The sequence below is a fragment of the Neisseria sp. DTU_2021_1001991_1_SI_NGA_ILE_055 genome (genome assembly GCF_032342915.1).
GTDB lineage: Bacteria > Pseudomonadota > Gammaproteobacteria > Burkholderiales > Neisseriaceae > Neisseria.
Genome location: NZ_CP135440.1, coordinates 2,295,797 through 2,318,312, shown reverse-complemented (window position 1 = coordinate 2,318,312; position 22,516 = coordinate 2,295,797). Strand labels below are relative to the sequence as shown.

Annotated in this window: 19 protein-coding genes and 1 pseudogene; 13 read left to right on the top strand and 7 right to left on the bottom strand. The window is 52.4% G+C overall.

What is annotated here, in order from left to right:
• Window positions 1–40: 40 nt before the first annotated feature.
• The 3 genes from RRV97_RS11020 to RRV97_RS11010 all read right to left on the bottom strand — a co-directional run bounded on the left by RRV97_RS11020 (window position 41) and on the right by RRV97_RS11010 (window position 2,197).
• Window positions 41–574, bottom strand: coding sequence for a c-type cytochrome (locus RRV97_RS11020; RefSeq protein ID WP_315611537.1), 534 nt, complete (start codon window positions 572–574; stop codon window positions 41–43).
• A 463-nt stretch (window positions 575–1,037) separates the two neighbouring features.
• Window positions 1,038–1,310 (bottom strand): GIY-YIG nuclease family protein, encoded by a 273-nt coding sequence (locus RRV97_RS11015; RefSeq protein ID WP_315611536.1) that lies wholly within the window; start codon window positions 1,308–1,310, stop codon window positions 1,038–1,040.
• Complete coding sequence (locus RRV97_RS11010; protein ID WP_315611535.1) at window positions 1,307–2,197, bottom strand: LysR family transcriptional regulator; 891 nt, start codon at window positions 2,195–2,197, stop codon at window positions 1,307–1,309. Before RRV97_RS11010 ends, RRV97_RS11015 begins: the two co-directional genes overlap by 4 nt.
• Window positions 2,198–2,316: 119 nt before the next feature.
• On the opposite strand from RRV97_RS11010, the gene RRV97_RS11005 reads away from it, so the two are divergent.
• The 5 genes and pseudogenes from RRV97_RS11005 to RRV97_RS10985 all read left to right on the top strand — a co-directional run bounded on the left by RRV97_RS11005 (window position 2,317) and on the right by RRV97_RS10985 (window position 9,292).
• On the top strand, window positions 2,317–2,973 hold the full coding sequence (locus tag RRV97_RS11005) for an NAD(P)-dependent oxidoreductase (protein WP_315611534.1): 657 nt from the start codon (window positions 2,317–2,319) through the stop codon (window positions 2,971–2,973).
• Window positions 2,974–3,064: 91 nt separating this feature from the next.
• Complete coding sequence (mnmE, locus tag RRV97_RS11000; RefSeq protein ID WP_315611533.1) at window positions 3,065–4,429, top strand: tRNA uridine-5-carboxymethylaminomethyl(34) synthesis GTPase MnmE; 1,365 nt, start codon at window positions 3,065–3,067, stop codon at window positions 4,427–4,429.
• 1,029 nt (window positions 4,430–5,458) lie between these two features.
• Window positions 5,459–7,261, top strand: a complete 1,803-nt coding sequence (gene rmuC, locus RRV97_RS10995; RefSeq protein WP_315611532.1) for a DNA recombination protein RmuC — start codon at window positions 5,459–5,461, stop codon at window positions 7,259–7,261.
• Window positions 7,262–7,298: 37 nt separating this feature from the next.
• A complete protein-coding gene (locus tag RRV97_RS10990) occupies window positions 7,299–8,093 on the top strand; it encodes a glycosyltransferase family 8 protein (RefSeq protein WP_315611531.1) in 795 nt (264 codons plus the stop codon).
• A gap of 192 nt (window positions 8,094–8,285) precedes the next feature.
• A pseudogene (locus tag RRV97_RS10985) lies at window positions 8,286–9,292 on the top strand (IS5 family transposase).
• Between the two features lie 191 nt (window positions 9,293–9,483).
• Here RRV97_RS10985 and dapD read toward each other — a convergent pair.
• From dapD to fur, 3 genes are all read right to left on the bottom strand, one after another.
• Window positions 9,484–10,305, bottom strand: coding sequence for a 2,3,4,5-tetrahydropyridine-2,6-dicarboxylate N-succinyltransferase (gene dapD / locus RRV97_RS10980; protein WP_003749076.1), 822 nt, complete (start codon window positions 10,303–10,305; stop codon window positions 9,484–9,486).
• A 262-nt stretch (window positions 10,306–10,567) separates the two neighbouring features.
• Window positions 10,568–11,314, bottom strand: coding sequence for a leucyl/phenylalanyl-tRNA--protein transferase (gene aat / locus RRV97_RS10975; protein ID WP_315611530.1), 747 nt, complete (start codon window positions 11,312–11,314; stop codon window positions 10,568–10,570).
• Between the two features lie 77 nt (window positions 11,315–11,391).
• A complete protein-coding gene (fur, locus tag RRV97_RS10970) occupies window positions 11,392–11,889 on the bottom strand; it encodes a ferric iron uptake transcriptional regulator (protein WP_079453813.1) in 498 nt (165 codons plus the stop codon).
• A gap of 151 nt (window positions 11,890–12,040) precedes the next feature.
• Between fur and RRV97_RS10965 the strand changes: the two genes are divergently transcribed.
• The 4 genes from RRV97_RS10965 to gyrB all read left to right on the top strand — a co-directional run bounded on the left by RRV97_RS10965 (window position 12,041) and on the right by gyrB (window position 16,817).
• Window positions 12,041–12,436 carry an outer membrane protein assembly factor BamE gene (locus tag RRV97_RS10965; RefSeq protein ID WP_311459078.1) on the top strand — a complete coding sequence of 132 codons (396 nt, stop codon included), beginning with the start codon at window positions 12,041–12,043 and terminating at the stop codon, window positions 12,434–12,436.
• Window positions 12,437–12,445: 9 nt separating this feature from the next.
• Window positions 12,446–13,255, top strand: a complete 810-nt coding sequence (dapB, locus tag RRV97_RS10960; RefSeq protein ID WP_315611529.1) for a 4-hydroxy-tetrahydrodipicolinate reductase — start codon at window positions 12,446–12,448, stop codon at window positions 13,253–13,255.
• Between the two features lie 89 nt (window positions 13,256–13,344).
• Window positions 13,345–14,232 carry a 50S ribosomal protein L11 methyltransferase gene (gene prmA, locus RRV97_RS10955; RefSeq protein WP_315611528.1) on the top strand — a complete coding sequence of 296 codons (888 nt, stop codon included), beginning with the start codon at window positions 13,345–13,347 and terminating at the stop codon, window positions 14,230–14,232.
• A 194-nt stretch (window positions 14,233–14,426) separates the two neighbouring features.
• Window positions 14,427–16,817, top strand: a complete 2,391-nt coding sequence (gene gyrB, locus RRV97_RS10950; RefSeq protein ID WP_315611527.1) for a DNA topoisomerase (ATP-hydrolyzing) subunit B — start codon at window positions 14,427–14,429, stop codon at window positions 16,815–16,817.
• A gap of 179 nt (window positions 16,818–16,996) precedes the next feature.
• Here the strand turns inward: gyrB and queA are convergent, their stop codons facing one another.
• A complete protein-coding gene (gene queA, locus RRV97_RS10945) occupies window positions 16,997–18,025 on the bottom strand; it encodes a tRNA preQ1(34) S-adenosylmethionine ribosyltransferase-isomerase QueA (protein ID WP_315611526.1) in 1,029 nt (342 codons plus the stop codon).
• A gap of 355 nt (window positions 18,026–18,380) precedes the next feature.
• Here queA and accB point away from each other — a divergent pair, with 355 nt between their 5' ends.
• From accB to katA, 4 genes are all read left to right on the top strand, one after another.
• Window positions 18,381–18,839, top strand: a complete 459-nt coding sequence (gene accB, locus RRV97_RS10940) for an acetyl-CoA carboxylase biotin carboxyl carrier protein (RefSeq protein WP_315611525.1) — start codon at window positions 18,381–18,383, stop codon at window positions 18,837–18,839.
• Between the two features lie 71 nt (window positions 18,840–18,910).
• Window positions 18,911–19,102: a YqaE/Pmp3 family membrane protein gene (locus RRV97_RS10935; RefSeq protein WP_003680299.1), complete on the top strand. Its 192-nt coding sequence runs from the start codon at window positions 18,911–18,913 to the stop codon at window positions 19,100–19,102.
• 29 nt (window positions 19,103–19,131) lie between these two features.
• Complete coding sequence (gene accC / locus RRV97_RS10930) at window positions 19,132–20,493, top strand: acetyl-CoA carboxylase biotin carboxylase subunit (protein ID WP_070822802.1); 1,362 nt, start codon at window positions 19,132–19,134, stop codon at window positions 20,491–20,493.
• A gap of 296 nt (window positions 20,494–20,789) precedes the next feature.
• On the top strand, window positions 20,790–22,304 hold the full coding sequence (gene katA, locus RRV97_RS10925; RefSeq protein ID WP_315611524.1) for a catalase KatA: 1,515 nt from the start codon (window positions 20,790–20,792) through the stop codon (window positions 22,302–22,304).
• Window positions 22,305–22,516 lie beyond the last annotated feature (212 nt).

The following is a 22,516-nucleotide window of genomic DNA, read 5'->3' as shown; positions in this document are numbered from 1 at the left end:
AAACGCACCTTGTGACAAGGTGCGTTTCAATCGGCATGATTTAGAATTTAGCGCCGGATTCGTTGGCCATGTAGTCAACTGCGGCTTTCACTTCGTCGTCGCTTAAGCTGCCGTTGCCGCCTTTGGCAGGCATGGAATTGAAGCCTTCGAGGGCGTGTTTGTGCAAGGTGTCTTTGCCTTGTTTAATGCGAGGCGCCCAGTCTTCTTTTTTGCCTACGGCCGGAGCGCCGGGAATCAAGCCGCCGTGGCATGCTTTACAGTTCGCTTCAAAAACAGCTTTGCCGTCCACTTTGGCGGATTCGGCAGGCTTGGCTTCAGTGGCAGGCGCTTCGGCTTTCTCTTCGGGCTTGGCGGCTTCTTCAGGTTTGGCAGCTTCCTCTGCTTTGCTGGCAGCGGCTTCAACCTTATCAGCTGCTTCTTGAGCGGCAGATGCAGTCGCATCGGCAGCAGAAGCGGCTTCGGTTTTCACTTCAGATGCAACGGCTTGAGCAGTCTCTTGTGTCTCCTGTTTAGCCTCTTGGGAACAAGCTGTCAAACCAGCCATCATCATTACGGCAATCAGTAATTTGTTCATGTTCTGTCTTTCCTTAATTTTATTTAAATCACTGTTTTATATAAACAGCTCAAAAATTCTAACACAGAAACTAATACTTTCGACCTACACTATAATAAATATTGGTATAAATCAGATTTTGTCTCAAAAACTGAAAAACATATTGACACCACCTCTCTACTCGGATAGAAATTCACCCCATTTGTCATGAATCGAGATAACTTTCATTTTATTGTTCAAGCAGTTACTAATCTTATTTTCAAAGTTTCTTTTAGAATTCAACTTTTTACAAACTTTCCAGATAATACCACAAGCATTAAAACATCTTTTATCCTAAAAAGGCCGTCTGAACCCCAATCAGGTTTCAGACGGCCTTTTTGAATCATGTTAATAAACATTTGCCGCTTGGCCATGCAAAAGACACCGGCAGGCCTACTTGTTTATAGAGTTTTTCATATTCCGACTACGATTTAATCCAATACCATTAGCCTTTTGCCAAGGTTTCAGCTTCAGCCCACAAGTCCCGCTTCTGATCCGCCGTCAATTTCTTAATCCCAATTTCCCGTTTCAGCGCCTCACTTTTAGTCAGGCCGTCTGAAACGATGCGCATCTCGACAGGCTTGTTCAAACGCGTGTATTTCGCGCCTTTTCCTGACAAGTGCGCCGCAAACCGCTCTTGCGGACGGTTGCTGATGCCGCAATAAAACGCGCCGTTTTCGCACAAAATCAGATAAACACACCAATTTTCCGCGTTCATAAATCCCCTTCCTTGGCAAAACTCTCAGTAAAAATGCGCACGGCGGCTTCGGTTTTGGCAGACTGCACACGATAAGGCGTAACCAAATAAAGGCTGACCGGCGGCAATGTCCATTCGGGTAAAACGCTTTTCAGACGGCCTTGGGCGATTTTCTCCCTCACTTCGCCGCCCACCTGCAAAGACAAACCAAATCCGCTTTCAGTCAGATTGCACACGGCGGCGAGATGCGTGCAGGCAATGCTGTCGGCGACGTCGAGGAAATAGCTTTCCTCACCGTTTTGCAAGGTCGTGCGGACAGGTAAAAAATGCAGCCAGCGGTGCGCATGAAGCTGCGCGGGATGGGTAATGGGCGGATGGCGGTCGAGATAATCGGGCGCGGCGCAAATGATGTACGGCCAGGTAACGAGATGGCGCGCGACCAGATTAGCATCGTCCAAAGCGCGGTCGCCGCCGCGTATGGCGATGTCGGTCTGATTGTGTTGCAGGTCGTCCAAAGTATCGCTGAAATTAAGGATAGGACGGATTTTAGGGAACTCGGTTTGCAATCGCGAAAAGGCTGTCTGAAAAGCGCGGGATTCGATGACCGTAGAAGTCAGGGCAATCCGCAATTCGCCGACGGGTTCGGTTTTCAGATTGTCGATAACGGTACGCGTATCGGCAAGCGTGGCGGCGAAACGGCGGCAGTATTCGCCCAAGGCGCGACCGGCATCGGTAGGCGCAAGGCTGCGCGTGCTGCGGTTTAACAGCTTGATGCCGTGCAGGGTTTCGAGGCGGTTGATGTGCTGGCTGACTGCCGACGGGGTCATGCCCAGCGCGGCAGCGGCGGCGTTCATGCTGCCGTGTTCGAGGACGGCGGCGAAAACGAGCAGGGGTTTGATGTCTTGCATTTCGACTGATTATGTAGTTCAACTTCACAATCATAACAGCAAAACAGGGATTATCAAGCGTTTCAGACGGCCTTACAATGCACTCATCTAATCAATCACATCCCCACAAGGAGTCAAACATGAAAATCGCAGTCATCGGTGCAACTGGTTATGTCGGCAACGCAGTCGTGCAAGAATTGGCAGGCCGCGGTCATGAAGTAACCGCTTTCGCCCGCAATACAGACAAAGTGTTCCAAGCGCAAAATGTTGCCGCCGTCTCCGCAGATGTCAACGCGGCGGACTTCGCCGACAAGCTGGCCGGTTTTGACGTCGTGGTCAGCGCGTTCAATCCTGGCTGGACCAATCCCAATATCGGCGCGGATTTCACACGCGGCGCAAACAGCATCGTCGAAGCGGCAAAAGCAGCGCAAGTGCCGTATCTCTTGATTGTCGGCGGCGCGGGCAGCCTGTATGTCGCGCCCGGTTTGCAAGTTGTCGATACGCCCGACTTCCCGAAAGAAATTTACGACGGCGCCAATGCCGCACGCCATCTCTTGGCAGAACTCCTGCCGCGCCGCGACGTGAACTGGTCTTTCGTTTCCCCTCCGGCACGACTGGGCGCGGACGGCGGTTTCAACGAAGACAAAACCGGCAAATACCGCTTGGGCAAAGACGATTTGCTGATGGACGGTGAAATTCCGGCAGGCATCAGCGTGGCCGATTTAGCAGTCGCCATCGCCGACGATGCGGAAAACAAAGCGCATTTGTTTGAACGCTTTACCGTCGCCGCCGCTTAACTGCCTTCATTTAAAGGCCGTCTGAAACCCAAAGTTTCAGACGGCCTTTTGCTATAATACGCCCATTAAATTTACCTATACGCGAGTTCTCATGTCCGCATCCCAACCCACCATCGCCGCCATCGCCACCGCACCCGGACGCGGCGGCGTCGGCGTGATCCGTCTTTCCGGCAAAAACCTGCTGCCTTTGGCGCAAACCCTCAGCGGCGGTAAAACACCCAAACCGCGCACCGCGCTTTACACGGACTTTCTCGGCGGCGACGGGCAGCCGATAGACAACGGCATCCTGCTCTACTTCGCCGCCCCCGCCAGCTTTACCGGCGAAGACGTGATTGAATTGCAGGGACACGGCGGCCCCGTCGTGATGGACATGCTGCTTTCGCGCTGCCTCGAACTGGGCGCGCGTATGGCGGAGCCGGGCGAATTTACCAAACGCGCCTTCCTCAACAACAAACTCGACCTTGCCCAAGCCGAAAGCGTCGCCGACCTTATCGACGCCTCCAGCAAATCCGCCGCACGTATGGCGTTGCGTTCGCTCAAAGGCGCGTTTTCCCAACACATACACGAGCTGGTGGACGACCTTATTACCCTGCGGATGCTGGTTGAAGCCACGCTTGACTTCCCCGAAGAAGACATCGACTTTCTCGAAGCCGCCGACGCGCGCGGCAAGCTCCAAGCCCTGCAAGGCCGTCTGAAAACCGTGCTCGCCAGCGCGGAACAAGGTGCGATTTTGCGCGAAGGCATGAATGTCGTCCTCGTCGGTGCGCCCAACGTCGGCAAATCCAGCCTGCTCAACGCCTTGGCGGGCGACGATATCGCCATCGTGACCGACATCGCCGGCACCACCCGCGACACCGTGCGCGAACAAATCACCCTCGACGGCGTACCCGTCCACATCATCGACACCGCCGGCCTGCGCGAAACTGACGACGTGGTCGAACAAATCGGCATCGAACGCAGTCGCAAAGCCGTCTCCGAAGCCGATGTCGCCCTGATTCTGATTGACCCGCGCGAAGGCGTGAATGCCAAAACCCAAGCTATTTTGAACAGCCTGCCCGAAGGTTTGAAAAAAATCGAAATCCACAACAAAGCCGACCTGACCGGCGAACCCGTCGCCGTCCGTTCAGACGGCCTCGCGCAAACCGGCGCGGACACCGTTATCAGTCTGTCCGCCAAAACCGGCGCCGGTCTCGATTTGCTCAAACACGCGCTGTTGCAAGAAGTCGGCTGGCAGGGCGAAAGCGAAAGCCTGTTCCTCGCCCGCAGCCGCCATCTCAACGCCCTGCACGAAGCCGAAGCCGAGCTGGAAAACGCCGCCCTCTGCAACAACAACCAAATCGAGCTTTTCGCCGAACACCTGCGCCTCGCCCAAAACGCGTGCAGCGAAATCACCGGCGAATTTACCGCCGACGATTTGCTGGGCGTGATTTTCTCGCGCTTCTGCATCGGCAAATAAAACGGTTTGCCATCAAATACAAAGGCCGTCTGAATGTTCAGACGGCCTTTTTTATCACCAAAACAAACTTAATTTCACTTGCGTTTATTTATTGGCAGCTTCTGCCATATTTTTTGCGATTTTGGTCGCGCCAACTGTCAAACCGGACATGCCGATCAGAGAAGCCGCGGCCAATTTGATTAATGTTTTCATTTTAACTCTTTTCTGTGTATTTAAGGGTGTGTTGTGTATTTTTTATTTGTCGGCATCAGCCATATTGTGGGCGATGTTGGTTGCGCCGACGGTCAGGCCGGACATGCCGATTAAAGAGGCTGCAGCCAGTTTGATTAAAGTTTTCATTGTTTGTCTCACTTTCTTGTCTGTTGGCCGAAAAACGGCCTAAGTTGCGTTTTCTAAGGTATTGTAATTGCTTCGTTTATAATTGAATTATTTGTGTACAGCCGTTTCGATATTACGGGAGATGCCGATGGCAGAAGCGGATATTCCGGACATACCAATTAAAGAAGCGGCAGCAAGCGTTATTAAATTTCCCATTTTAAGTAGTCCTTTTTCATAGAAACAAAATGTTATTTAACAACATACACATTTTTTTCATCGGCATCTGCGCTACCGACAGGGCGAATCATACCGTTTTAAATGTAAACTAATGCAGCTTAATCGTAAATATATAGCGCAAAAATCAAACATACCAATATTTTTTGTTAATTTTCATTATGTTTTGAAAATGACACCGATGTCTTACCAAATGACACCGATGTCTTGATTACATGCGCACTACAAACGTGTTTCATTTCCCCCATAAAATCGCGCTTTTTTTGTTGCAAAATTGCACTCTAAATAAAATATATTTTAAAATTCAATATCTTATAAATTTATATTTATTGCTACAAAAATAACTATTTAGCCAAAAACAATACCCTTGATAGCTTCTTTTAAAAGAAAACCCACGTTACCCGCACACATCCGACCATAAAATGCGTTGCAAATATATGATATAGTGAAACATTCCGCATATTGACTATTTCCAGCATGAACACCACCCTAATCCTGACCGGCGCGGCCGCATTTTTAATCGGCGCGCTGTTTGCTTGGCTGATGACACGCTACCAAGCCCAAAGCCGACACTTTACCGTTTTGCAAGAATTGGCCGAAGCCCGCCGCCTGCATGAGTTTGCCGAGCAGGTGCAGGCTCAAACTGCGGCAGACTTGGCGCAAAGCCGCCATACCGTGCAGGAATTGCAAGACGAATTGCAGGAGACGGGCAACCGCTTTGCCGCAGCCGAAAAACAGATTGCCTATCTGCAAGATTGCGAGGCCGAAGCCGAAGCTTTAAAACACGAATGTGCAAAATGGCAGCAAAGCGCGCAAAACCTGCAAATCAACAATGAGCGCCTAAACACTCAGCTGGTTCAAGAGCAGGCCTTGAGTGCGGATAAAAATACGCTTTTACAACAGCAGGAAACGGAAAAAGGCCGTCTGAAACAAGAATACGACACGCTGTTAGAGCAAAACCATGCGCTGCAAGTCCAAAACGAACGCCTCTCCACACAACTGACCCAAGAAAAAGCCAATATCGACGACAAAAACAGCCTTTTACAGCAACAGGAAGCCGAAAAAGGCCGTCTGAAACAAGAATACGCCGCCCTTTTGGAGCAAAACCACGCGCTTCAAGTCCAACACGAGCGCCTCAGCACCCAATCGGAAAAAGACCGTCAGGCCGCCGAAGAAAAATTGGCCCTGCTGGCAGATGCGCGTCAAAACCTGAGCGACCAGTTCCAAAACCTCGCCAACACTATTTTGGAAGAGAAAAGCCGCCGCTTTACCGAGCAAAACCACGACCATCTCCAACAACTGCTCAATCCGCTCAACGAACGCATCCACGGCTTCAGTGAGCTGGTGCAACAAACCTATGAAAAAGAAGCCAAAGAACGCCTGACCATCGAAAACGAGCTCAAACGCCTGCAAACCCTCAACACCCAGCTCCACCACGATGCCAAAGCGCTGACTACCGCGCTGACCGGCACGCAAAACAAAACCCAAGGCAACTGGGGCGAGATGATTTTGGAAAGCGTATTGGAAAATTCCGGCCTGCAAAAAGGCCGCGAATACATCGTCCAAGCTTCCAGCGTCCGCCATGAAGCAGACGGCACCCAACGCCGCCTTCAGCCCGACGTCCTCATCAATCTGCCCGACAACAAACAAATCGTCATCGACTCCAAAGTATCGCTGACCGCCTACGTCCGCTATACGCAAAGCACCGGCGCAGAAGCAGAACGCGAGCTTGCCAACCACGTCGTCAGCATCCGCGCCCACATCAAAAGCTTGGCAGCAAAAGATTACACCGACCTTGAAGGCGTCAAAACGCTGGACTTCGTCTTTATGTTCGTCCCTGTCGAACCTGCCTACCTCCTCGCCCTGCAACACGATCCGAACCTCTTCCAAGAGTGTTTCGACAAACGCATCATGCTGACCGGTCCCAGCACCCTGCTCGCCACCCTGCGCACCGTTGCCAACATCTGGCGCAACGAGCAGCAAAACCAAAACGCGCTGGCGATTGCCGAAGCCGGCAGCAAACTCTATGATAAATTTGTCGGCTTTATCGAAAGCATGGACGGCATCAATAAAGCGCTTGGCCAGGCACAATCCCAGTTTCAGACGGCCTACAGCCGTTTGGTTTCAGGCAGGGGCAACCTCATCAGCAGCACTGAAAAACTGCGCAAATTGGGCATCAAAGCCGGCAAACAGCTGCAACGGGATTTAGTAGAAAAGGCCGTGTCGGAAACCGAAGACTACGCCGCTTTACCCACCACGCAAAATCAAGAAAATAACTGACCAACTCCAAAACATTGTAAAAAAGGGAATTTAATCAATGAGCGACATCACCATCGTCCTTGCCGCCGATACCGGCTACGCCGAGCAGGTTCATACCCTGATGAAGTCCGTCTGTACGCACAATACAGGTGTCAATTTCTACCTCATGCACAACACTTTCAGGAAGGAATGGATCAACTATACCAACCAAAAACTCGCCGCCAGCGCCAGCCGTCTGAATGATGTCAAAATTGAAATGGACTTCAGCCAATATCGCCGCCTGTCCCATATTTCGGATGCCGCATTTTTCCGCCTGATGATGCAGCACCTGCCGGTCGATCGCGCCCTTTATCTCGATAGCGATATGGTGGTTACCCAATCCTTACACAATTTGTTCAACCTCGATATGCGCGGCTATCCCGTTGCGGCGGTACAAGATTCCTTTCTTGCCCGTACCGAATGGAATCACCCGACCGGCCTGCACACCACGCCCTATTTCAATTCCGGTATGTTGTTGGTAGACCTGGCGCAATGGCGGGAACACAATATCGCGGCGCAACTGCTGCAAACTGCTGCCACCATTGATAAATCCGTTCCCTACGGCGACCAATGCTTTCTAAACACCGTATTTCAAAAAAACTGGCTGCAATTGGAAGAATCTTGGAATTTCCAAACAGGCGCAGTCGAATACTTCCAAAAACGAAACCTCGGCGAAGTATTCCCCAAACCCGACACCGTTCCGCCCGTTATCCACTACACCACACGCGCCAAACCGTGGTTGTGCGATTACGGCGAAATTCCTTTTATCGAAGTCTATTGGCAATACTATTGCGCCGACTGGCCGGAAGCGTAGTCTCAGACAGGGAATACCCTTCCCTTGCCTCAATTGACCTTAAAACACCCTATCATCAAAAACAAAAGGCCGTCTGAAATCGTTTCAGACGGCCTTTAAACCATAAAAAACAGGCAGAACATTCTGCCTGAGACCTTTGCAAAATTCCTCAAAATCCCCTAAATTCCCACAAAGACATTTAGGGGATTTTTCATGAGTACCTTCTTCCAGCAAACCGCACAAGCCATGATTGCCAAACACATCGACCGCTTCCCGCTATTGAAGTTGGATCAGGTGATTGATTGGCAACCGATCGAACAATACCTGAATTGTCAAAAAATCCGTTACCTCCGAGACCACCGTGGCCGTCCCGCCTATCCCCTGTTGTCCATGTTCAAAGCCGTCCTGCTCGGACAATGGCACAGCCTCTCCGATCCCGAACTCGAACACAGCCTCATCACCCGCATCGACTTCAACCTGTTTTGCCGTTTTGACGAACTGAGCATCCCCGATTACAGCACCTTATGCCGCTACCGCAACCGGCGGCGCAAGACAACACCCTGTCCAAATTGCTGGAACTGATTAACCGCCAACTGACCGAAAAAGGCCTAAAAGTAAAGAAAGCATCCGCCGCCGTCGTTGACGCCACCATTATTCAGGCCGCCGGCAACAAACAGCGCCAGGCCATAGAAGTCGATGAGGAAGGACAAGTCAGCGGCCAAACCACACCGAGTAAAGACAGCGATGCCCGTTGGATCAAGAAAAACGGCCTCTACAAACTCGGTTACAAACAACATACCCGTACCGATGAGGAAGGCTATATCGAGAAACTGCACATCACCCCCGCCAATGCCCATGAGTGCAAACACCTGTCGCCTTTGTTGGAAGGTCTGCCCAAAGGTACGACCGTCTATGCCGATAAAGGCTATGACAGTGAGGAAAACCGGCAACATCTGGAAGAGCATCGGTTACAGGACGGCATTATGCGCAAAGCCTACCGCAACCGTCCGCTGACGGAAGCGCAAACCAAACGTAACCGATATTTGTCGAAGACCCGTTATGTGGTCGAACAAAGCTTCGGTACGCTGCACCGTAAATTCCGCTATGCGCGGGCAGCCTATTTCGGGCTGATCAAAGTGAGTGCGCAAAGCCATCTGAAGGCGATGTGTTTGAACCTGTTGAAAGCCGCCAACAGGCTAAGTGTGCCTGTTGCTGCCTAAAAGGCGGCCCGGATGCCTGATTAATCAGGTATCCAAGGAGGATTAAGGGGGGGATTTGGGTAGAATCAGTGGATATTTGAAACAAAAACAGCCGAAAATCTTTGTTTGGATCTCGGCTGTCGGAAGGAAAGGAATTTTGCAAAGGTCTCAGGCTTTTTCACCTACCCTCAACCGGCGTCATCGTTATCCGATTAAATACCGCGCAACAATTCATTCACGCTGGTTTTCGCACGGGTTTGCGCGTCCACACGTTTGACGATAACGGCGCAGTAGAGGCTGTGGCTGCCGTCTTTAGAAGGCATACTGCCGGATACGACAACCGAACCAGCCGGTACGCGGCCTTGATAGATTTCGCCGGTAGTGCGGTCGAGGATTTTGGTGGATTGACCGATGAACACACCCATAGAAATCACGCTGCCTTCTTCGACAATCACGCCCTCAACGATTTCAGAACGCGCACCGATGAAGCAGTTGTCTTCAATGATGGTTGGGCTGGCTTGCAGAGGCTCGAGTACGCCGCCGATGCCGACGCCGCCGCTCAAGTGGACGTTTTTACCGATTTGCGCGCAAGAGCCGACAGTCGCCCAAGTGTCGACCATCGCACCTTCGTCAACGTATGCGCCGATGTTGACATAAGAAGGCATCAACACGACATTTTTCGCCACAAAGCTGCCTCGACGGGCAACCGCACCCGGAACTGCGCGGAAGCCTGCGCTGCGGAATTCGTCTTCCGACCAGTCGGCAAACTTGGTCGGCACTTTGTCGAAGTATTTGTTCACACCGTCGTTGAGGATTTCATTGTCCTGAATGCGGAAAGACAGCAATACGGCTTTTTTCGCCCATTCGTTGACTTTCCATTCGCCCACGCCCAAGCGTTCGGCAACGCGCAGTTTGCCGGAGTCGAGTTGATGAATGGTTTCCAAAACCGCTTCACGCACTTCCGGAGTAACGGTATTCGGATTGATTTCGGCACGGTTTTCAAAAGCCGTTTCAATGATGTTTTGCAAAGACATGTTGATTCCTTCAAGAGATCAGGGCCGTCTGAAACCTATTCAGGCCACCCCATTACAAATATTTAACTCGTTATTTTGCCATGTAAAAGCGATTTCGTCAGCTATTAACATGATGAGCGCCGCGCGTTACACGGCCAGATTTCGGCTAAGCCAAGATTTTCAGACGGCCTGTTCAAGAGAATGGAATGGCGTTTATTTTCCAACTGGTTTCCCAATCACAATATGCAGACTGTCGATTCTACCGACACGCCGTGCCGATAAATCAATCTTCGCCGCCAATCTTTTGTAGAAGATTTTCAGCCACCACGCCGCATTCGATATTCCGCTTTAACGGTTTCGCATTTAAATCCTTCAAGGCCGTCTGAAAGTCGGCAAAATCCATCAATCGCGAACCGAAACGGCGCATATGTTCCGTATCCTGCTGACAGTCTATCAGCGCAACGCCCAAATCCGCCAAAAACGGGACGGCGCAGGCAAACGCAATCTTGGACGCATCGGGACGCAAGGCAAACATCGACTCGCCATAAAACACGCAGCCGATTTGCACGCCGTAAAACCCGCCGGCCAACTGCATTTCGCCTTGCTCATCCGGCAGCCAACATTCAAACGAATGCGCATACCCCTGATGGTGCAGCTTCAAATAGGCCGTCTGAAACGCAGGTTCTATCCACGTTCCGTCCTGCTCCGGACGCGGCACATCGGCACAATGGGCAATCACTTTTTCAAAACAGCGGTTGACCGTTACCCGATACGGCTTGTGGCGCAAAGTTTTGGCGAGCGAACGGCCGATATGCAGGCTTTCCGGCACAATCACGGCTCGCGGCGCAACCGCATACCAAAAAAACCAACCGTCGCGGCTAAACCACGGAAAAATCCCCTGCCGATACGCCGACAACAGCCGCCCCGTATCCAAATCGCCGCTGACGCCGACCAAGCCGTCGCATTCGGCCAAAGCGTAAGACGGGTCGGGGAAACGATAATCCCGTGGCGCAAGTAAAGGAATCTTCATCGCAAAGCCCATAAAGTTTCAGACGGCCTCAAGCTGAAAATGCCCAAGGCCGTCTGAAAAATCAACATCCAAACTGATTAACGTTTGGTTTTGGTTTGGCAATCGCCGCATACGCCGTACATATACAGCGCGTGGTCGACAATGCGGTAGCCGTTTTCTTCGGCGATTTTGTCTTGCAGCGCTTCGATTTCCGGATTGTGGAATTCGGTTACTTCGCCGCATTTCACGCAGACGATGTGGTCGTGGTGGTCGCCTTTGTCCAATTCGTAAACCGCTTTGCCGGTTTCAAAATGGTGGCGTTGCAAAATGCCGGCCTGTTCAAACTGGGTCAGCACACGGTAAATCGTCGCCACGCCGATTTCCACGCCCTCTTCCAACAGGATGCGGTACACATCTTCCGCACTCAAATGCTCCTCGGCATGAGTTTCAAACAAGTCCAAAATTTTCAAACGCGGACCCGTAACTTTCAAACCACTGTCTTTCAATTGCGCAATGTTGCTGAATTTTTCCATAATATTCAATATCCCTGTAAGGTAATAACCGTTATAATACGCACTTTCCGCCCGTTTGCCCACTATTGGGCCGTTAAAGGACGGCAATCTGCCGCCGGTCTTGCAATTGAAAATCGGCGAAAAGAAAAATTAAGAAGATGATTATCGTTTGCTTTTTAAAAATATTCAAGCGATGATAAACATCTTTTCCGAAATGACACAGAAAGGTAAGCCCGTGAATAAAGCCTTATGCCTTGCCATCGCCGCTATTTTAGGTCTGGCCTCATGCAGTGCCGAGCGCGTATCCAACTTTCCATCCTACAAACTCAAAATCATTCAAGGTAACGAGCTCAATCCCCGCGCCGTGGTTTCCCTGCGCCAAGGTATGACCCGCGACCAAGTCCAACTGCTGCTCGGTACGCCGCTCCTGCGCGACGCCTTCCATGCCGACCGCTGGGATTACACTTTCAACACCAGCCGCAACGGCATCATCAAAGAACAAAGCAACCTGACCCTGTACTTTGAAAACGATGTCCTCGCACGCGCCGAAGGCGATGCCATTCAAAAATCCATCGAAGCCGTTCAAGCCGGACAAAACATCGTTCCGACCACCGAAACCAACGCGAAATAAGGAAGTCCCATGAGCGCATTGAAAATCGCCATTGCCGGCGTCAACGGCCGCATGGGTCGCGTTTTGGTTGAAGCGGTCAACAACCATCCCGATGCCGTCCTCTCCGGCGCACTCGAGCATTCCGGTTCGGAAGTATTGGGTTTGGATGCAGGCTTCGCCTCCGGCCTCAAAACCGGCATCGCCATTTCAGACGACGTGGATACCGTGCTGGCTCAAAGCGATGTCCTCATCGACTTTACCCGTCCCGAGCCAACCCTGAAACACCTGCAAAAATGCGTGGAAAAAGGCGTCAACATTATCATCGGCACCACCGGTTTTGACGACGCAGGCAAAGCCGCCATCCAAGCCGCAGGCGAGAAAACAGGCGTCGTCTTCGCCGCCAACTTCAGCGTCGGCGTCAACCTGACCTTCCACATCCTCGACACCGTCGCCCGCGTGTTGAACGAAGGCTACGACATCGAAATCATCGAAGGCCACCACCGCCACAAAGTCGATGCCCCAAGCGGTACCGCATTGCGTATGGGTGAAGTCATCGCCGACGCCCTCGGCCGCAACCTCAAAGAATGCGCCGTTTACGGCCGCGAAGGCCATACCGGCCCGCGCGATCCGTCCACCATCGGTTTTGCCACCGTCCGCGCAGGCGACATCGTCGGCGACCACACCGCCCTCTTCGCCACCGACGGAGAGTGCGTGGAAATCACCCACAAAGCCAGCAGCCGCATGACCTTTGCCGCCGGTGCCGTACGCGCCGCAGTTTGGGCAAACGGCAAAAAAGGCCTGTACGATATGCAAGACGTATTGGGTTTGAAAAACCGATAAACCCGCATTATCAGGTTTCATCCCTGACAAGGCCGTCTGAAAGCACAACGTCGATTTTCAGACGGCCTTATTAAAAAGAAAGCCCCACCATGTCCTATCAACAAATCACCATCAACGTCAACGATGCCGTCGCCGAACGCCTTGCCGACGCGCTGATGGAACACGGCGCATTGTCCGCCGCCATTGAAGATGCCTACGCCGGTACAGAAAACGAGCAGGCCATTTTCGGCGAGCCGGGCATGCCGACCGAGCAAATCTGGCAACAAAGCAAAGTCATCGCCCTTTTCGGCGAAAGCGACGATGCCGCTTCCATTATCGAAGCCGCCGCGCAGGAATGCGGTTTGAACGATTTGAAATACACCGGCGAAATCCTTGAAGATCAAGACTGGGTACGCCTGACCCAAGCGCAATTCGACCCGATTCAAATTTCCGACCGCCTGTGGATTACCCCGTCTTGGCACGAAGCGCCCAACGGCAACGCCGTCAACCTGCAACTCGACCCGGGCCTTGCCTTCGGCACCGGCAGCCATCCGACCACCCGCCTCTGCCTCAAATGGCTCGACACGCAGCTCAAAGGTGGCGAAAGCGTATTGGACTACGGCTGCGGCTCCGGCATTTTGGCCATTGCCGCCCTCAAACTCGGCGCAGGTTCCGCCATCGGCGTAGACATTGACGAACAAGCTATCCGCGCCAGCAAAGACAATGCCGCGCAAAACAACGTCGACGCGCAGTTCTACCTGCCGGACGGCCTGCAGCAAGGCCAATTTGATGTCGTTGTCGCCAACATTCTGGCCAACCCGCTGCGTATGCTCGGCGAAATGCTTGCCGCACGCACCAAACAAGGCGGCCGCATTGTCTTGTCCGGCCTTTTGGACGAACAAGTCGAAGAACTCAGCGGCATTTACAGCCAATGGTTCGACATCGAGCCTGCCGAAATCGAAGAAGGCTGGGCGCGATTGAGCGGCGTCAAACGCTAAAGCTGTTTTCCGATACAAAGGCCGTCTGAAATTTAAGCTTTCAGACGGCCTTTTTGCACTTAAAACGCTGAATATTCCAGCAAAATCAGGTATAATTGCCTATTATTTTGACCTTTCGGAACACATCCGCCGCGCCCGTTTGACATTTCATTGCGCGCACGAAAAATTTCCTTGAAATTCAGCAAGAAAAGACCATGACTGACCAAAAACACGAAGAATACGGCGCCGACAGCATACAAGTGCTGGAAGGCTTGGAAGCGGTACGCAAACGCCCTGGTATGTATATCGGCGACACGCAGGACGGCAGCGGCCTGCACCACATGGTGTTCGAGGTGCTCGACAACGCCATTGACGAAGCGCTCGCCGGACATTGCGACAAAATCACCGTAACCATCCATGCCGACAATTCCGTCAGCGTGGCCGACAACGGCCGCGGCATGCCGACCGGCATCCACCCGAAAGAAGGCCGCTCCGCCGCCGAAGTCATCATGACTGTCTTGCACGCAGGCGGCAAATTCGACAACAACAGCTACAAAATCTCCGGCGGCCTGCACGGCGTGGGCGTCTCCGTCGTCAACGCACTGTCCGACTGGGTAACGCTGACCATCTACCGCGACGGTAAAGAACACTTCGTCCGCTTCGTACGCGGCGAAACCGAAGAGCCGTTGAAGGTTGTCGGCGATTCCGACAAAAAAGGCACGACCGTGCGCTTCCTCGCCAGCGCGGAAACCTTCGGCAATGTCGAATACAGCTTCGACATCCTTGCCAAACGCATCCGCGAGCTTTCCTTCCTGAACAACGGCGTGGACATCGAACTGACCGACGAACGCGACGGCAAACACGAAAGCTTCGCCCTCTCCGGCGGCGTGGCCGGCTTCGTGCAATACATGAACCGCAAAAAAACGCCGTTGCACGAAAAAATCTTCTACGCGTTCGGTGAAAAAGACGGCATGAGCGTCGAATGCGCGATGCAGTGGAACGACAGCTATCAGGAAAGCGTGCAATGTTTCACCAACAACATTCCGCAACGCGACGGCGGTACGCACCTGACCGCATTACGCCAAGTGATGACCCGTACCATCAACAACTATATCGAAGCCAACGAAGTGGCCAAAAAAGCCAAAGTGGAAACCGCCGGCGACGATATGCGCGAAGGCCTGACCTGCGTGTTGTCCGTCAAACTGCCCGATCCGAAATTCTCATCGCAAACTAAAGACAAACTGGTTTCCAGCGAAATCGGCCCCGTTGTCAACGAAGTCATCAACCAAGCCCTGACCGACTTCCTTGAAGAAAACCCGACCGAAGCCAAAATCATCACCAGCAAAATCGTTGATGCCGCCCGCGCGCGCGAAGCCGCCCGCAAAGCCCGCGAAATCACCCGTCGCAAAGGCGTGATGGACGGTTTGGGACTGCCGGGCAAACTCGCCGACTGCCAAGAAAAAGACCCTGCCCTGTCCGAACTCTACCTCGTCGAGGGCAACTCCGCAGGCGGTTCCGCCATGCAGGGCCGCGACCGCAAATTCCAAGCGATTTTGCCGCTCAAAGGTAAAATTTTGAACGTCGAAAAAGCACGTTTTGAAAAAATGCTGGCCAGCCAAGAAGTCGCCACGCTGATTACCGCTCTAGGCGCAGGCATCGGCAAAGAAGAATTCAATGCCGAAAAACTGCGCTACCACCGCATCATCATCATGACCGATGCCGACGTGGACGGCGCGCACATCCGCACCCTGCTCCTGACCTTCTTCTACCGCCAAATGCCCGAGCTGGTCGAACGCGGATACATCTACATTGCCCAGCCGCCTTTGTACAAAGCCAAATACGGCAAACAAGAGCGCTATCTCAAAGACGAATTGGAAAAAGACCAATGGCTGCTCGGTTTGGCCTTGGAAAAAGCCAAAATCGTTTCAGACGGCCGCACCATCGAAGGCGAAGAGCTTGCCAATACCGCCAAACAATTCCTGTTGGCCAAAACCGTCATCGAGCAAGAAAGCCGTATCATTGACGAACTCGTCCTGCACGCCATGCTGCACGCTTCGCCGGTTGACCTCAGCACTGCAGAAAGCGCAGACCGCGCCGTTGCCGAATTGAGTGGCCTCTTGGACGAAAAAGAAGTCGCACTCGAACGCATCGAAGGCCACGAAGGACACCAGTTCATCAAAATCACACGCAAGCTGCACGGCAATGTGATGGTGAGCTACCTCGAGCCTAAGTTCCTCAACAGCAAAGCCTATCAAACCCTTACCCAAACCGCCGCCGCACTCAAAGGCATGGTCGGCAAAGGGGCGAAGCTCTACAAAGGCGACAACGAATACGACATCGACAGCTTTGAAGCCGCTTTGGACATCTTGATGAGCGTTGCCCAAAAAGGCATGTCCATCCAGCGATACAAAGGCTTGGGCGAGATGAATCCGGAACAACTTTGGGAAACCACGATGGATCCTACCGTCCGCCGCCTCCTGAAAGTCCGCATCGAAGACGCCATTGCCGCCGACGAAGTGTTCGTCACCCTGATGGGCGACGAAGTTGAACCGCGCCGCGCCTTCATCGAAAACAACGCCCTGCTGGCACAAAACATCGACGCCTAAGCATGGAAAGATAAAAGGCCGTCTGAAAAACCATTTTCAGACGGCCTTTTTGTTTTTGTACTTTGTTTCTTACAACTCAAATCCCAACAACTTCACGTATTTTAGTAGAACGTTCCAACTGATTCAGATTCGGGTCAATCCCAAATAACCCGTTTGAAACGCCCCAATCCGCTTCCGATTTATTCCGCTTTTCCCAAAATCATCGCATCGCCATAGCTGAAAAAGCGGTATTCCTGTTCCACGGCATGGCGGTAAACGCTGCGGATATGCTCCATGCCCGAAAACGCGCTGACGAGCATCAGCAAGGTTGATTTGGGCAGGTGGAAATTGGTAATCAATCGGTCGGCAACATTGAAGCGGTAGCCCGGCGTAATGAAAATATCGGTATCGCCGCGACCTGCTTTCAGACGGCCTGTTTCACGTGCGGCGGATTCCAAGGCGCGCATGGAGGTTGTGCCCACTGCCCACACTTTATTGCCGCGCGCTTTGGCGGCTTCAACGGCGGCAACGGTCTCGGCCGGTACGTCAAACCACTCGCTGTGCATTTTGTGTTCTTCAATTTTATCGACGCGCACGGGTTGGAAGGTACCGGCACCGACGTGCAGGGTTACTTCTGCGGTTTCTACGCCTTTGGCTTTCAGACGGCCCAATAATTCATCGGTAAAGTGCAAGCCTGCCGTCGGTGCGGCCACTGCGCCTTGATATTTGGCGTACACGGTCTGATAGCGGCTGTCGTCTTCATCATCGGCCGCGCGTTCGATATAAGGCGGCAAGGGCAGATGGCCGTTTTGCTCTAAAAGTTCGTAAACGGTTTGCTCGCCTTCAAATTTCAGGCAAAACAATTCTTCCGCACGCTCCATCATGACGGCACGGATATCGCCTTCAAAAATCAATTCTGTACCCGGTTTCGGCGATTTGGACGAACGGATATGCGCCAATGCGGTATGCGCGTCCAATACCCGTTCAATCAGGGCTTCAATTTTGCCGCCGCTGGCTTTTTGGCCGAACAGGCGCGCCTTCATCACTTTGGTATTGTTAAACACCAGCACATCGCCCGATGCGACATAATCGGGTAAATCGCCGAAATGTTTGTCTTCAATCGGCAATGTAGGCAAGGCAACCAGAAGCCTGCTGCTGCCGCGCACTTCCGGCGGATGCTGGGCAATCAGTTTTTCGGGCAATTCAAAATCAAAATCGGAAATATCCATTGTCGTGCATAATTTAAAAAAACAGGCGCCATTATACGCGCAAAGTGGGTTTTCAGACGGCATGTTTTGTCGAAAAACCAATAAATTAGAATAAACGCTCTTGGGGAAATCTCTTTTTAACGAAAATCAGCGTTCCTTTCTTTTTTCGCCGAAAAACGCCTTTTTTCTATCTTTTACTGGACATTTACCGACAAGTTCGGGAAAATAACCAGATTCATTTCTCAGGCTCCGCCCTGTTCCGACATTATTTAAACGCCGGATGGCAAACCTGCCTTCCGACGTCTCAGGAAATCATCTAAAACCACAGCGGCGCATACCCAATATGCACTTTATGCCGCGCTAAAAAGGAAAAGCAATGGATTTGCGTAAATTAAAAAAACTGATTGATTTGGTCGAAGAATCAGGCATTGCAGAAATTGAAGTTACCGAAGGCGAAGAAAAAGTCCGCATTACGCGCACCACTGCCGCCGCAGCTCCCGTTTATGCTGCTCCGGCACCTGCCGCAGCTCCGGTTGCCGCCCCTGTTGCTGCTGCTCCGGCCGCAGCCGCTCCAGCTGCCGCCCCTGCCGCTCGCGATTTGTCCAACGCGCAAAAATCGCCTATGGTCGGTACGTTCTACCGCGCCCCCGGCCCGAACGCCGCCGCTTTCGTCGAAGTCGGCCAACAAGTCAAAGCCGGCGATACTTTGTGCATCATCGAAGCCATGAAGCTGATGAACGAAATCGAAGCCGAGAAATCCGGTGTCGTTAAAGAAATTCTGGTTGAAAACGGTACTCCGGTCGAATACGGCGAGCCGCTCTTCATCATTGAATAATCCGCTTTTTCAGACGGCCTTTATCTTCAAGGCCGTCTGAAATTCCTTTTTCTGTTCATTAAGGACAAACCATGCGTCTGATTTTGGCTATTTTCTTGCCATGGTTGCAGTTTTTCACCATCGGCCGTCCGTTTGCAGGCATCATCTGTCTGATTCTGCAATGTACGCTGGTTGGCTGGATACCGGCAGCCATGTGGTCGGTTTACGCCTTGAGCCAATACAAAACCGACCAAAAAATCCGCAACGCATTAGGCGGCCGCTGAGGCCGTCTGAACCATCCGGAAAGATTATCATGCTGAAAAAAGTATTGATCGCCAACCGGGGCGAAATCGCCCTGCGCGTCCTGCGTGCCTGCCGTGAAATGGGCATCGCCACTGTCGCCGTCCATTCCGAAGCCGACAAAGACAGCCTGCACGTCAAACTCGCCGACGAATCCGTGTGCATCGGCCCTGCCGCATCCGCACAAAGCTACCTCAACATTCCCGCTCTCATTGCCGCTGCCGAAGTAACCGAAGCCGACGGCATCCACCCCGGCTACGGCTTCCTCGCCGAAAACGCCAATTTTGCCGAACAAGTCGAACAATCCGGCTTTGTCTTCATCGGCCCTAAAGCCGATACCATCCGCCTGATGGGCGACAAAGTATCCGCCAAACACGCCATGATCGAAGCCGGCGTACCTTGCGTTCCCGGCTCTGACGGCGCATTGCCGGACGACGGCGAAGAAATCCTCAAAATCGCCGATAAAGTCGGTTATCCCGTCATTATCAAAGCCTCTGGCGGCGGCGGCGGTCGCGGTATGCGCGTCGTCGAGAAAAAAGAAGACCTCCTCCAGTCTGTCGAAATGACCAAAGCCGAAGCAGGCGCGGCATTCGGCAACCCGATGGTTTACATGGAACGCTACCTGCAACGTCCGCGCCACGTCGAAATCCAAGTGATTGCCGATGAACACGGCAACGCCATCTACCTCGCCGAACGCGACTGCTCCATGCAGCGCCGCCACCAAAAAGTCATCGAGGAAGCACCGGCTCCGTTCATCACTGAAGAAGAACGTGCCAAAATCGGCAAAGCCTGTGCCGACGCTTGCAAACGCATCGGTTATCGCGGCGCAGGTACGTTTGAATTCCTGTACGAAGACGGCGAATTCTTCTTTATCGAGATGAACACACGCGTTCAGGTTGAGCATCCGGTTACCGAGCTCATCACCGGCGTGGACATCGTCCAAGAGCAATTGCGCATCGCATCCGGCCTGCCTTTGCAATACAAACAGGAAGACATCCAAGTTGAAGGCCATGCGTTTGAGTGCCGTATCAACGCCGAAGACCCGTACAACTTCATTCCAAGCCCGGGCCTGATTGAAAGCTGCCACCTGCCCGGCGGCTTCGGCGTCCGCATTGACAGCCATATTTATCAAGGCTACCGCATCCCTCCTTACTACGACAGTCTGATCGGCAAAGTCTGTGTCGTCGGTAAAGACCGCGACCAAGCCATGGCCAAAATGCGCGTTGCCCTCGATGAGCTGGCAATTACCGGCATCAAAACCAATACGCCGCTGCACCGTGACTTGTTCAGCGATCCGGGTTTCCAAAAAGGTGGTGTCAGCATCCACTACTTGGAACACTGGCTGGAAGAACGCAAAGCCAAACAGGCTAAATAATCCCTTGTTTTGACTAAAAATCAGGCCGTCTGAAACGCAAAATAAAGTTTCAGACGGCCTTTTTTATAACACTATCATTTATAAAAACAAACAATATTAGATTATTAATTAATAATATTTATTCTAAATCGGTTTCATAGTTCCAATAGTGAAAATCTTTCTGTATAGTTTGATTCATAGCTTGAAACAAACTATATTTAAATATCGATATTGAAAATTTATTATATTTTGTATAGAAGCATTCCGTCTTGGAAACCATTTCATCAACCTATAACAACTTCACAAAGGAAATCACTATGTCTATCTCCAAATGCCCAGTCACCCATCTGACCATGAACAACGGCGCGCCCGTTGCCGACAATCAAAACAGCCTGACGGCTGGTCCGCGCGGCCCGTTGCTGGCGCAGGATTTGTGGCTGAATGAAAAACTCGCCGACTTCGTGCGCGAAGTCATCCCCGAACGCCGTATGCACGCCAAAGGTTCGGGCGCGTTCGGTACGTTTACCGTGACACACGACATCACAAAATATACCCGCGCCAAAATCTTCAGCGAAGTCGGCAAGCAAACCGAGATGTTCGCCCGTTTCACCACCGTAGCAGGCGAGCGCGGCGCAGCAGATGCGGAACGCGACATCCGCGGCTTTGCGTTGAAGTTTTATACCGAAGAAGGCAACTGGGACATGGTCGGCAACAACACGCCTGTGTTCTTTCTGCGTGACCCGCGCAAATTCCCCGACCTGAACAAAGCCGTCAAACGCGACCCGCGCACCAATATGCGCTCCGCCACAAACAACTGGGACTTCTGGACGCTGCTGCCCGAAGCCCTGCACCAAGTCACCATCGTCATGAGCGACCGCGGTATCCCTGCCAGCTACCGCCATATGCACGGCTTCGGTTCGCATACATACAGCTTCTGGAACGAAGCGGGCGAGCGTTTTTGGGTGAAATTCCATTTCCGCAGCCAGCAAGGCATTAAAAACCTGACCAACGAAGAAGCCGCAAAAATCATCGCTGACGACCGCGAAAGCCACCAGCGCGACCTGTATGAAGCCATCGAGCGCGGCGAGTTTCCGAAATGGACGATGTACATCCAAGTCATGCCTGAGGCCGATGCGGAAAAAGTGCCGTATCATCCGTTTGACTTGACCAAAGTTTGGCCGAAAAAAGACTATCCGCTGATTGAAGTGGGCGAATTCGAGTTGAACCGCAATCCCGAAAACTTCTTCGCCGATGTGGAACAATCCGCCTTCGCACCGAGCAATCTGGTTCCCGGCATCGGCGCCAGCCCCGACAAAATGCTGCAAGCCCGTTTGTTCAATTACGCCGACGCGCAACGCTACCGCTTGGGTGTGAACTTCCGCCAAATCCCCGTCAACCGCCCGCGTTGCCCTGTTCACAGCAACCAGCGCGACGGACAAGGCCGCGCCGACGGCAACTACGGCAGCCTGCCGCACTACGAACCCAACAGCTTCGGCCAATGGCAGCAACAGCCCGACTTCGCCGAACCGCCTCTGAAAATCAACGGCGACGCGGCGCACTGGGACTACCGCCAAGACGATGACGACTACTTCAGCCAACCGCGCGCCTTGTTCAATCTGATGAACGACGCGCAGAAACAGGCTTTGTTCGACAACACCGCCGCAGCCATGGGCGACGCCCCCGACTTCATCAAATACCGCCATATCCGCAACTGCTACTATTGCGACCCGGCATACGGCGAAGGCGTAGCCAAAGCCCTTGGACTGACTGTCGAAGATGCCCAAGCGGCACGAGCCAACGACCCGGCTTTAGGTCAACCTGGTTTACTGTAAGGAGGCATTATGTGGATAGAAATTGAAGAAATCTTGTCTCAAGCTGTCCGATACAGCCGTTCAAACAAAAAGTAACGGTTTAGATTATTAAGCAGGCCGTCTGAAACGCAAAATAAAGTTTCAGACGGCCTTTTTTGATGATGAAGTTTATTTGATTGCTTCTGATTCAATGGAACTTGGCTATCCTTATTTCTCTGTAAATCATGGCATGC